General features: G+C 42.6%; 11 protein-coding genes, 2 tRNA genes and 1 pseudogene. 7 read left to right on the top strand and 7 right to left on the bottom strand.

Translation table 11 applies throughout. From position 1 onward, the window contains the following. The first annotated feature begins 92 nt into the window (after positions 1-92). The 5 genes and pseudogenes from JMW85_RS10155 to JMW85_RS10175 form a co-directional block, all read left to right on the top strand. Complete coding sequence (locus tag JMW85_RS10155) at positions 93-929, top strand: OmpA family protein (RefSeq protein ID WP_201581671.1); 837 nt, start codon at positions 93-95, stop codon at positions 927-929. Between the two features lie 172 nt (positions 930-1101). Then, complete coding sequence (locus JMW85_RS10160) at positions 1102-3780, top strand: DUF2345 domain-containing protein (RefSeq protein WP_201581672.1); 2679 nt, start codon at positions 1102-1104, stop codon at positions 3778-3780. Continuing rightward, positions 3777-5096, top strand: a complete 1320-nt coding sequence (locus JMW85_RS10165) for a polymorphic toxin type 15 domain-containing protein (RefSeq protein WP_087815463.1) — start codon at positions 3777-3779, stop codon at positions 5094-5096. The genes JMW85_RS10160 and JMW85_RS10165 overlap by 4 nt, the downstream gene beginning before the upstream one ends. A gap of 22 nt (positions 5097-5118) precedes the next feature. Beyond that, on the top strand, positions 5119-5565 hold the full coding sequence (locus tag JMW85_RS10170) for a GAD-like domain-containing protein (protein WP_201581673.1): 447 nt from the start codon (positions 5119-5121) through the stop codon (positions 5563-5565). Positions 5566-5589: 24 nt separating this feature from the next. Then, a pseudogene (locus JMW85_RS10175) lies at positions 5590-5829 on the top strand (T6SS immunity protein Tdi1 domain-containing protein); the annotation flags it as partial. Positions 5830-6086: 257 nt separating this feature from the next. Here JMW85_RS10175 and copM read toward each other — a convergent pair. From copM to JMW85_RS10190, 3 genes are all read right to left on the bottom strand, one after another. Continuing rightward, entirely contained in the window at positions 6087-6821 is a 735-nt protein-coding gene (gene copM, locus JMW85_RS10180) for a CopM family metallochaperone (RefSeq protein ID WP_227681789.1), read from the bottom strand. 125 nt (positions 6822-6946) lie between these two features. Then, the gene (locus tag JMW85_RS10185; protein WP_087815467.1) at positions 6947-7414 is read right to left on the bottom strand and encodes a DUF305 domain-containing protein; all 468 of its coding nucleotides are present in this window, start codon (positions 7412-7414) and stop codon (positions 6947-6949) included. 76 nt (positions 7415-7490) lie between these two features. Beyond that, positions 7491-8099, bottom strand: a complete 609-nt coding sequence (locus JMW85_RS10190) for a DUF411 domain-containing protein (protein WP_201581674.1) — start codon at positions 8097-8099, stop codon at positions 7491-7493. Positions 8100-8322: 223 nt separating this feature from the next. On the opposite strand from JMW85_RS10190, the gene JMW85_RS10195 reads away from it, so the two are divergent. Both JMW85_RS10195 and JMW85_RS10200 read left to right on the top strand, forming a co-directional pair. Continuing rightward, the gene (locus JMW85_RS10195; RefSeq protein WP_201581675.1) at positions 8323-9090 is read left to right on the top strand and encodes a heavy metal response regulator transcription factor; all 768 of its coding nucleotides are present in this window, start codon (positions 8323-8325) and stop codon (positions 9088-9090) included. Position 9091: 1 nt separating this feature from the next. Then, positions 9092-10573: an ATP-binding protein gene (locus JMW85_RS10200; protein ID WP_201581676.1), complete on the top strand. Its 1482-nt coding sequence runs from the start codon at positions 9092-9094 to the stop codon at positions 10571-10573. 286 nt (positions 10574-10859) lie between these two features. Here the strand turns inward: JMW85_RS10200 and JMW85_RS10205 are convergent. The 4 genes from JMW85_RS10205 to msrB all read right to left on the bottom strand — a co-directional run bounded on the left by JMW85_RS10205 (position 10860) and on the right by msrB (position 12455). Next, a tRNA-Asp gene (locus tag JMW85_RS10205) sits at positions 10860-10936 on the bottom strand. Positions 10937-11002: 66 nt separating this feature from the next. Then, positions 11003-11078, bottom strand: a tRNA-Val gene (locus JMW85_RS10210). 304 nt (positions 11079-11382) lie between these two features. Next, positions 11383-11868, bottom strand: coding sequence for a glutathione peroxidase (locus JMW85_RS10215; protein WP_201581677.1), 486 nt, complete (start codon positions 11866-11868; stop codon positions 11383-11385). Positions 11869-12029: 161 nt separating this feature from the next. Further along, positions 12030-12455, bottom strand: a complete 426-nt coding sequence (msrB, locus tag JMW85_RS10220; protein ID WP_045448234.1) for a peptide-methionine (R)-S-oxide reductase MsrB — start codon at positions 12453-12455, stop codon at positions 12030-12032. Positions 12456-12737: the final 282 nt, after the last annotated feature.

Raw genomic sequence — 12737 nt, forward strand, 5'->3', positions numbered from 1 at the left:
TGCTGATTTGTAACAGCTGATAGTAGCCACCATGCATCATACCCCTGCAATTAGTCACTGCTCAATAATAGACAGATTAAAAAGGTACTTGAATGAAAGTCCTCTCTAGAATGACAAAACCCAAGCGAACAAATCACACGAAAAACCTGCTATTAGCCGCCGCTATCACCCTGCCTATGAGCGCCGTTGTATTTGCAGAACATAACGACACTCATGTGACAAATAATTCACAAAATGTGCCAGTGGTCATCAAGGGTGTGGTCGCTACCAGCTCAGACAAACAGCAACTGCTCGACAAGCTAAAAGCACAGTATCCTGATAAACCTGTCAGAGATGAAATCGAAGTACGTTCGAACATCAGTATACCAACCAACTGGCAACAGATAGCCACGACTATCATTGATAGCGATATCTCTAACATTCGTCAAGGGCGTATCGACATTCATGGGACGACCATTAGCTTACATGGCAAGGTAAGCAGCCTTGAACAAAAGCAAGCCATTCAAAACCGTATTCACTCGCGCCTAACTGATCTCTATCAATTAGAAAATCAGCTGGTCGTGGTAGAAGGTGAACAACGCCTCATAGACGAGACTTTGGGCAACCGTATCGTCGAGTTCGAGTCTGGTAGCACCAATCTAACGCCGATGGGCCTTGGTATCTTAGACGATATGGCAGGGGTGTTACAGCGAGTAGGTGATAAGCCTGTTCTTATCACCGGTCATACCGACAATGTCGGCAATTCTACCGCCAATCTTGCCCTATCAAATAAGCGTGCAGAAGCCGTCAAACAATACTTGATCGGTCGAAATATAAATGCGACTCGTCTCAGTACTACTGGCAAAGGGGACTCAGATCCTATCGCTAGTAACGACAACGAAGAAGGTCGCACTCGCAATCGCCGTATCGAATTTACCCTTAATGAATAACATCGTTATGTAGAACGTATGACGATAACGGCAACTAAACAATGACGGTTAAGTGCTGATAGCTGGTTTGATAATGCTGAAAAACATACTGTCATTGCTACTAGAGATATCGATGCTACAAAAAATGCCAATGCCAAAAGAGAGCCACTGCTAAAAAAATAGGGACATAACTATGCTACGCTTGACCAATACCGTGCTGCCTATGCATCCTGATCGGCTCTATGCCAGTGAAGGCAGCACTCAAGCGCCCTATCCGAGCGCTCGCCAAGACATCAATGCTCATCGTGCGTGGCAAGATAAGCTCATGCATAGCGCTGATGAAGCCGATATCATTGCTCAACTAAATCCCAATGGTAATCACCAACACCAGCAGCACGGTATCGACACTTATGTGCTACACGTTTATATCCATGAGCGGCATCACCCTCCCTTTACACCATTAACCCACCTCATCGGTAGCCCTCTGACGTTGAGCTTTGATATTCCAAGTGGCCTAAGCTTTCGCCATCTGTATATAACGGCTGTGCATCAGCTAGATCATGATGGCAGCTACGGCTATTATCGCTTGCTCGCCCAGCCCATCACTTATCGTCTGCATCAGCATATACGCGGTCATATTGATACTCATTTGACCGTACAAGCGATGGTAGCAGAGCGCACGGCTACGCTGGATATAGAAATAATCGATGACAGCAACAATGGTGAAGATGCTAACTGGTCATCAGCACGCATGACCCAGTGGCAAATAAGCGACTGGACACATATTTGCGAGCGGCTCGCGCGTCAAGGGCTGACAGCCTATCTACGCCATGAGCAAACGGACGAGCATAGTCCACCAAAGCTCGTTATTACATCGCACAGTCCAAGTGATAGCGATGGAATTAGCTTAAATATTGGCGCGCTGCGTTACCAGCAAGTGTTACATGACCGTGTCCATGCACCAGTATTGGCATTGAGTGAGCAGGTCATCACCCAGCCAAACTCAGTAACGATGCAGCGTTTTAATAGCAGCAGTGTTGCACACCCAACGCAGTCCGCTGACGTTGCGATGAGCCGTAACTCTGATGACATAAGCCATTCGAATAACTACACACTCACATTAGACACGCCTGCTGCTTTTGCGCCAGTAACAGATACTGAAACCATAGACGAAGCAACCATCGTGGCAAACAGTCATCAAAGTCAATATAGCGTCTATCATGCTCTAGCCCATGCTACGGATTTGAGTGTTGCTGATACCTTTATGCTTGTCGATCACAGTGCGCTCAATCAGCACTACCGTGCTACCCATATCGTGCATCTGGCTCGCAATAGTCTAGCGCATGTCACAGGGCTGACCCAAAGCTCACGCCACCAACAGCGTCATGCGTCAACATTAGCAGCTGGCATTCATTTGACTCAGCTGCGCCTCATTACCGCTGATACCTCATGGGTCGGTCATCTATATAGCAGACATGCCCTACCGCCGATGACGGGTATCACCGAAATGCAAAATGAGATGGATAGCCGTAACCATATGACGCCCACGCGCAGCTATTTACTGGATAGCCCTGCCCAGCCTATCAGTCGCCTTGAGGCTCAGGCTGGCGCTAACTATGGCACCCACTTCACCCATAGAGCGGATGACCAAACCCTGATGCAGTCTATCGGTGATAGCGAGCATCTGATTAATACTGGCAGTTTATTGTCATCGACTCGCCCTAGCCTATTTGCCACGGACAACGAACAAGCGATTGAAAGCGGTTATCGCAACACGAGCAATGGTTTATCTGAATGGATGACTGACCACCGTACAGAACAAGCTTACTCTCAGCTAAAAGTAGACAGTTCTGGGATATCCGCCAGTCTAAAAATGGGGATTATCAATCCATCAGACACAGCCAGGCGTCAAGGCATCAATGCGGCTACCAATGCCCAAATCAATATAAAATCAGGCGAAGCACTCGTCCTCTCCACTCAACCGCAAACTCATACGCAATCTGGACAGCATAACTATCAACAGCACACCCCGACTCTGACCCAAACTACATTAGGTGGTCAGCACTTAGCCGAACGTTTAACACAATTGGCGACAGGGCTTGGACGTCATGTCAATGACCACAAAGCGATTAAGACGCAGCTTGAGACTATCGCAGAGGAACAGCAAACCAAAACCCATCAAACGACGCCCTACACGCTAATCGATAGCGCAGCATACAGTGCTTATGCCAGTGACGATACGCTGATTCACAGAAGTATGGGTGAGATGATAACCACCACTCAGCAAGACATGAATATCAGTAGTGGCGATAGTCATAACCAAGTCAGTAGCGAGTCTCTAAATATCATAGCCGATGGTCAATTTAGCATGACCAATGCCAAAGAGAATATCACCCTCTCCGCCCATACGGGTAAGCTTGAAGCCACGGCTAAGCAAGATGTCAATATCGCCTCCTCGACCAAAGAGGTTGAGATAGTAGCGACGAATAAGATTACGCTAACAGCGGGTGGTACGAGTATTACGCTAGATGGCGGTGATATTACGATTTCGGCGATGCAGTTTACGGAGAAGGCGGGGAAGCATAGTAAGGCTGGGGGCGGAGTTGATGGTCAATTTGTATCAGGCTTACCTTCTAATATCTTGGACGAACCACCAACCTTTATCGAGCTTAATTATCTACACGATGATGAGACTCCAGTAAGCAGTGCGCCCTACCGTGTCGAGTTCGCAGATGGCTCTGTCAGAGAAGGCATTTTAGATAAAAATGGCTTTGCTCGTTTAGAAGGTGTGCCTAAGGGTCAAGCTCATGTTTATTATGGTGAAGACCCTGCTGACTTCAAGCCTGATATAGATATGGAGGATGGTATATGAGTAGTAATGGCTTTGGCGGCGGCGCACTAGGGATTAGTAACATAGGGAAGGATTACACTCCTCAAAAATATAAAAAAGCCAAACAAGAAAAACCCACAGGCTGGTTTGAAGCATTAAAAGAAGAGACAGGTTCGTTTCTAGCAGGTGAAAACACCTCGTCTTGGGCACTATTTGCTGAAATTGTGATCGGTGCAGTTCCTATTGCAGGACAGCTTATTGATGCTAGAGACATTATTAAATCCGTCATGAGCCTTAAAGATAAACCCTCCGATATTACATTATGGTTCTTACTCATAGCAGCATTAATAGGGCTGATACCAGTCTTTGGTGATGCAGTTAAAAGTGCTATTAAAGCTATCAAGATTGGCGGTAAAAACCCTGCTGATCTATTTGCCTTTATCAGAAAATTTGGTAAAGGTAATGCAGAGCAAGCTTTAAAAAAAGCGTTAGATGTCAGTAAACTAAAAGGCTTACTTAACAGTATCTTGACCCCTAAGTTTCTCAATAGTTTAAGTAAGTCTAATAAGCAAAAGTTAATTCAAATTCAAAAAGACTTTGATCGTTTCGCTCAGCAAATTATTAATGAGATAAATGGCTGGTCGAAAATGACACCGGCTACAGCGAGTGTTAATCATGCAGGCGTTGGTAAAGCTGCTGGCACAAAACCCAGCACAGCCTTAGCTTCAACCAACAGGAACGCTTCTGGTGAAACGGTTAATCATAATAGTAGTATCACGTCGAGACCTGCTAGAAAAGGAGTTATGAAGCAGCATAAGCCGAAGTGCTTTAAGCCAAGCAAAGACTTAAAAAGCAGATTTTCTAAAGACAGTAAAGCAAATGCAAAATTTGAGAAAGACTATTATAAACAACTTAAAGGTCAACAAGATGGCATCAATAATTTAACTGTAGATGAGTATCTAGCTGGCCGCGCCTCCTACAATAAAAACCAGCGTAAAGGAACAGGAAGTGAGCAGACTAAAGCTAGAAATAAATACGAAAACGATATTTCTGAATCATTACAGAGAAGCTATCGCAAGCAAGGCAAGACGGCTTCTGAAGCTAAAAAACTAGCGAACAAACGCACTCCTGAAATAATGAAAGACCTGAATGCTCTACATGATCCTGATATGATTGCAGGTGGTAAAGATAAAATTAATCGACTGGGTCGTGCTGATGTGAATAAGTCCATAGGTGGACAATGGTCTAATAAAGTTGAAGCAAATAGTAGAGTTGCACAGATGGATAAAGCCGCTAAAGAAGCTTTAAAACAAGGCGGGCAAACCAAAATGAACGTTGAACTAAATAGATGTAAATAAAATATGACTAAAGGACATTTAAATGAGTACATTTATTATAGATGAAGACTTTGATCTTTTCATGGAAGACTTTGGACAACCTGATTGGCAGCAGCCAGTTGCACAAGCTATTTTTAATCGTTATCGTGGTAGATTGCCTGATAAACTACTGTTCTATTGGGAGCGTTTAGGGTTTTGTCGCTTTAAAAAAGGCTTATTTTGGATAGTTAATCCAGCTGACTACGAAGAAGATCTGACTACATGGCTCGGCGATGAGGTTATGAGGCAAGATAACTATTATGTGATCGCTCGAAGTGGCTTTGGCGAATTATACGTTTGGGGTGAAAAATCAGGATTCACATTTGAAATCACTCCTACTCTAGGTTGGATATACCAAAAGAAAGGTAATGCAAAAGAAATAGCGTATGGAAAATCCAATCAAGAATTAGCTATGTTTTTGGGTTTAAACAGATTAAATATACAGATATGAGACAATAACGGTAAACCCCTATTCGACCGTTGTGTCAAAAAGTTTGGCGCACTTGACTATGATGAAATGTTCGGCTTCGTCCCTGCCCTTGTGATTAGTGACAATGCGTCTATTAAAAATGTGGATAAGATGAATATCTTTGTACATCTCAATCTTTTACCCGACTTGATTGAAATCCAATACATCGACTTTAAGAAATTAGGACAAATGGCATTCGGTGTTGAAGATTCATCAAATCTACCTGATTTAGATGACTTAGTATAATTAATTATTTAAGCCACCTTCGGGTGGTTTAAACACAGTTATATTATCCTAGCAAGTCTTACTCATATTAATGGCGTACCTAAGAGGCTCAACCTTTTAAGGCTTATGGTAGACAAAGGTGGCGACGCGAATATTGATACAGGCAATGGCAGAATTTTAGAGAAGATTAAGAAATATAGAGCAGAAGAAGCAGTACCTTAAGAAATATAAGACACTGCTTTTTATCTAAAATACTTCCATTCTTAAGCGCTCATCATTTAACTATTGTGCTTGGCTATCCAGTTTTGCATTTGCTCAATTTCAGGCTGCTGCGCGTTAATTACTTGTTGTGCCAATTGACGCATTTCTTCATTTTTGCCATACTTTAGCTGTATCTTTGCCATATCTACTGCGCCAATATGATGCGGCAACATACTACGAGCAAATGCCATATCTGGGTTAGGGTCAGCGATACCTGTCATCATTTCACTATGCATCGTATCCATACCTTTAGCATAAGCTGTCTGCATGGCTTCAGTATCAGACGTTGGCTCAGCAGCATCAGGATGGTTGGCAAGCCAGTTCTGCATTTGCTCAATTTCAGCTTTCTGAGCGTCAATAATCTCTTGTGCCAACTGACGCATTTCTGCATCCTTACCATACTTTAGCTGAATCTCTGCCATATCAACAGCACCTATATGATGACCGAGCATTCCTTGGGCAAAAGCAGCATCGGGATCGTTGTATGCCATGCCTGCCATCATCTCATCATGCATCTTAGTCATAGAGTCGTTATACTCTCCATGCATGCCCGTCATCGCATCACCTGACATATCATGACCTACATGAGCATCCATCGCGCTAGTGTCGGTTGTAACATTATTAACGGGAGCCGCCTCGTCTTTGACAGTAGCCTCTGTTACGTCATTCGTCGGCTGACAAGCGCCAAGCATCATCACGGCACTGACACTAACTGCAAGCATGGCAAGACGTGAATTTCTTATCATTTTCATAGTAGATCCTTCATTACGATCGTTTGGTAGTTATGGTTCATATAAAAACTGGCAAATCAGCTAAGATCCACCAGTTGGAAAAATCATTTAATTTATGTACTAAGAGCAGTGTGTTTTAAGGCTATTTATTCTAATGCTTCGATCAGTGCCTTCATCTCTTTAATTTCACGTTGTTGTGCTTCGATGATGTCGTCAGCAAGTTGCTGTACTCTAGGGTCTTCTATATCGGCTCTTGAGCTGGTTAAGATCGCAATTGAATGATGCGGTATCATAGCCTGCATCCAATCCACTTGATCGACGGTTGCTTGAGATCTGACGCCCCAGATACCCACGGCAAACATCAGCACACTAAGACCATAAATCATTAAGTTGACCTTAGTTTTCTTGTACATATTGCTCATAAAGGCGAGCATAATCACTGCCATGCCTGCGCCCATATATAGCGCCATATATGCTCTGGTCTCACTAAAATAAATATGATCCCACTCATAAGTATTGAAGTACATCATGATATACATCACCACGGTAGACGTCAGCATCATGAGGGTGAACTTTACATAAGGGTTCATCTGTTTTTGCTCTGCATGATTCATCAGTCAGTCTCCATCAATGCTGCTATCAGTACTACAATGAGTAGCTGAAATTTAAAAAACTATCTAAAGTATTAACTTATAGCTGCTGCTCTGCGGACTCAATCTCAGCGTATACTTGGTTTGTGCCATCTTTGTTGATTTGCATAATTTGGTATGGCATAAACTTATCTTGATATTCCATACCAGGACTACCGACGGGCATACCCGGTACCGCCAAACCAATGGCTTGCTTTGGTGGATTTTGCAAAAACTCAGCCACATACTTGGCAGGAACATGACCTTCGATGACATAACCATCACTGGTAACGGCGGTATGGCAAGAACGCATCTCAGCAGGCACACCGTAACGCTCTTTAAATAATGACAAGTCTGCAACATCATGGGCAGTTGTCGTTAACCCATTATCTTCTGCGTGCCCTATCCATTCTTTACAACAGCCACAATTGGCATCTTTATAGACAGTGGCTGACACGTTCTTGAGCAGGTCTGGGTTGTTGGCTGGTGTCTCTGTCACTGTTTGCTTACTCTGCATAGCGTTTGCCTCACCACTGCTGGCGTTAGCGGCATTGGCAGTAGAGGGGCTAGCATTAGAAGCATTGCTGTCAGATTGCCCGCACGCTGATAATATGGCAGCGGTTAATAAGACCGCTGACCCTCGAACAAACTTAACGGTAAAAGGCTTCATAGAGGCTTCTCATAGTGTTGAATATTTCATGGTGTTGAATATTAAAATTAGGATGTATTGAAGTCAAACTAGCATAACCACTCTGACAGTCAGATGACGCCAAGATGACAATTTTGTCATCTTCTAGACTGAGCATAGGTTTATTACCAGTATTCCTCTATGATTGATAATAATAGAGACATTTTATATTGATCTCATCCTAAATAATTGGCGCGAGTATGCTATGAAAATATTGTTAGTCGAAGATGAGTTATCGCTTGGCGACTACATTAAAAAAGGTTTAAGCGAGGCAGGTTTTATTGTTGAGCATAGAACCACAGGTTTAGATGGTTATCATGCTCTGATGACTGAGGACTTCACTGTCGTGGTGATGGATGTGATGCTGCCTGATGTGAGCGGATTTGAATTAGTCAGTAATTATCGCGCTGCTGGTAACACCACCCCTGTATTATTTTTGACCGCAAAAGATGACCTTAGCGACCGCATAAAAGGCTTTGAGATTGGCGGTGACGACTATCTTACCAAACCTTTTGCCTTCGCTGAGCTCTTGGTCAGAATCAAAAGCTTACTACGCCGTGCCAATCAAGCAGATTACGCCAGCACAGTGCTTCAAATGGCTGATTTAAAACTGGATATCGCTAAACGTAGCGTGCATCGAGATAAGGGTTCTATCAAATTGACGGCCAAAGAATTTGCGCTATTGCAGTTTTTACTTGAGCATCAAGGCGAAGTATTGCCCCGCTCTGTCATCGCTTCACAAGTATGGGATATGAATTTTGATAGCGATACCAATGTGATTGATGTGGCGATAAGACGCTTACGAAGTAAAATCGATGATGGCTTTGAAAATAAGCTCATTCATACCGTACGCGGTATGGGCTATAAACTAGAAGCGGACAATAGCGCCGTTACAGTTAATAATGAAACTAGCATTGATATGAGTAATGAGGCTAATACGGTTTCTAAACTCAATCATGTTGAAGTAAAATAGCATGGCATATAAATCCGAGCATCGACGCTTGTCATTACTGTGGCGCACTACCCTAGTATTAACGGTATGTGTGCTGATATCTCAAGCTTTTTTGTACATATGGATACAGCGTTCGGTTAATGATCATTTTGAACAAATGGACTCAGAGATCCTGACTCACGCTGCGTTTAATTTACGACAGTACATGACAGAGGTGACATCGGATGATCAGCGCTCTAACAACCTTGCCGACCCTGCTCATCTCGCCAATACAGCATCATCCGTGATAGATATCTTTCGACCAGATTATGAAGTCAAAACAATTATCACTGACCATAATGGACATGTCATTAATAGTCAGCCAAAGGATTTTATTGATAAACTCAATGACTCCCAATTGGTCGAAAAACTATGGCAGCAGCACCGCGATCAACCCTTTGACTTGCAGCTTAACCATCGTCATTATCGCGCGCTGGTCATTGAGCACTCTAATCGCTTGGCATTAATCGCGCTACCGATTGATGTGCATCATCAATACCTTGCCCAGTTTAATCGCCATCTTATTCTGATACTTATTGCGATCACTTTTATCTTAGTATCAGTGGCGGCTTTTAGCGTCTATTTAGGATTCGCCCCCTTAGCGACCATCAGTCAAAAAATGGCACGTATCAACGCCGAGCAGTTAGACGATAGAATCATCGTCTCTGAAATGCCAAGCGAGCTGCGACCCTTGGCTGACGCTTATAATGCCATGATGGATAAACTTGAACACAACTTTGCCTCATTATCACAGTTTTCAGATGACATCGCTCACGAACTGCGCACACCACTGGCAACGTTGAGCACTCAAACTCAAGTGATGCTCAGTAAACCTAGAGACCATCAAGAATATGTCGAGCAGCTACATCATCAACACGACACGCTCAAGCAACTATCCCTGCTAATTAACAATATGCTATTGCTGGCAAAAACTCAAAAAGGTCTCTACGACTCACAACGTCATCTTGTCGATACCAACTCACTGATAATTAAGCTCATCGATTATTTTGAACTGATAGCCGAAGAGCGCGGTATCTCTTTTGAGAAAAAAGGTGAGTTTGATGTGGTATTAGGGGATGAGAGCTTGTTACAAAGGCTGTTTGCCAACTTGATATCCAATGCGATTTACTACGCCGCCAGCGACAGTATCATTACTATTACCGCCGTTTCTAAGACTGCTAGCCTCATAAAACATAACGCTCACGCCCTTAGAGAAACGGCTCAGCAGCCATCGCTAAACATCACCATCACTAATCGCTTGCAGACGCCTCTAACTCAAGCGGAAGCAGATAGACTGTTTGAACGCTTTTATCGTCATCACAAATCCAATAATCAGCATTCGGGCACAGGGCTGGGATTGGCCATCGTACAAGCGATCGTCAATGCCCATAACGGCAAAGTCAGTATTACCATTAAGGATGGGTACTACTTTCAAGTTAACGTACAGTTATTAAAAGAATCATAGGGCGTGTTTAATCGAGAATGGTCACTTTTTGGTCACCGAGTAGGTGGTCAGCAAGCGGGTGGTCATCGATTTTCAAAAGGTAGAATGTATGCAACCAAACTTATAGAGAATACATTATTGAAGATAGACTATTCCCTATCAGTTGATAAAGAAAAATAGTCAACCTTTATAGATAAAGGCTGTAAGAGGAATTTTAAACACAAAAAAACCCCAAACAAAGTTATGTTTGAGGCGAAACTTGCTTAAACTCGAGAGTTTAAAATTCGTTTTAGCTTTTTACTAAATATGGCGCAGCGGACGGGACTCGAACCCGCGACCCCCGGCGTGACAGGCCGGTATTCTAACCAACTGAACTACCGCTGCTTAGGTCGTCTTAGCATCTTCTCTTTTAGCATCTTCTCTTATTACAGAGACACTCGCTAAAAAGAGTGGTGGGTGATGACGGATTCGAACCGCCGACATTCTGCGTGTAAGGCAGACGCTCTACCAACTGAGCTAATCACCCTGAGAAGCGTTAAAAAATTGCACTGCAATTTTAGCTTCGCAAGTTAAAATTCCTTAAAGGGAATTTTATAGAAAGTTTAATCTTTAAAGTTGTCACGCTTTAAGTCAGTAAAAATCCTAACAACATTGAACTTAATTAAGTCCCCTTGCTGTGGGTGTGTATTATATAGATTTACACATAGCTGTCAAACAGTATTTTCAGTTTTTTAACCAATTTTATAGGTTTTTATTTATTAATCTGACAAGCCTATGTTTTCATTGGATTTATATTTTTATAAAAAATCAATAAATTTTCAAGCATGACCCTATTTACTGGCTAATGCTTGTTCGATATCCATTTTTATGGCATCTGGTTTGGTGGTTGGCGCGTAGCGGTCAATGACCTGTCCATCTTTACCAATTAAAAACTTAGTAAAATTCCATTTGATACCGTCTGTTAATACGCCACCCTTTTGCTCTTTAAGCCAATCAAAAATAGGATGAGCGTCTTTGCCATTGACATCAACCTTCGCCATCATTGGAAAACTGACACCATAGTTCTTTTGACAAAATGCGCCAATCTCCTCATTACTGCCTGGATCTTGCCCGCCAAATTGATTACAAGGGAAACCAATAACGACCAATCCTTGATCTTTATATTGCTGATATATTGCCTCTAGGCCTTCAAATTGCGGTGTAAACCCACATTTGCTCGCGGTATTGACGATTAATAACACCTTACCTTGATAATCAGCAAAGGCTTGTGCAGTACCGTCCATACGCTCAGCAGTAAAATCGTAAATCGTGCTCATCATTTGTCCTTAAATCTATTAGTTATTATTTTGATATTCTTTTAAGCCGTGCTCATTTTTCAATAACAGTGAAAACGTTAATAATGCTAATAACTGGCAAGGCAGCATCTCGCGCTTCCCTGCCATGATTCTAAAATATTCTAAGCAATTTGTTTTACCAATTACTTTTCAGATTTATCTAAATCAATAGACACAGAATTGATGCAATAGCGCATCCCCGTCGTCTCGCTTGGGCCGTCAGGGAAGACATGACCTAAATGTGCGCCACAGTTACTACAGGTCACTTCTGTCCGCGTCATGCCAAGCGAATTATCCACATGCTCCTCGATAGCGCTGTTATCAACTCCTTGGTCAAAACTTGGCCAACCACAGCTGGCATCAAATTTATTGCTTGAGTCAAATAAGCTCGCACCGCAGCCTTTGCAGCGATAAATACCGTCATCAGTCGCATCGTTATAGACGCCCGTAAATGGGCGTTCTGTACCCTTTTCACGCATCACGTGATATTCATCAGCACTCAAACGCTCTTTCCAATCCGCTTCTGTTAACTGGCTGATCTCTTCTTGGCTCAGTTGATTGTCTTGCATAATGTATCCTTAATTTGGGTATGTATTATCTCATCCATTAGCATTAGCTTTTATCTGCTATTAACTAACACTTTATCGCCATATTTTTATAAAAACGATGGGCCTTATCTATTGTTTATCCACTCAATATTCAAGGCATACATTACAAGAAAACCATCATAAACAAGTGATGGCGTAAGGTATTGAAAAAGCTATGATAAATAAAATACAGCAAATTTTCTTAACATATCAATGAATACAGATGTAGCCATGACAATAACTCTCTGAAAGAAGTTTGATATC

This window comes from Psychrobacter glacincola, from assembly GCF_904846075.1.
Classification (GTDB): Bacteria; Pseudomonadota; Gammaproteobacteria; order Pseudomonadales; family Moraxellaceae; genus Psychrobacter; species Psychrobacter glacincola_C.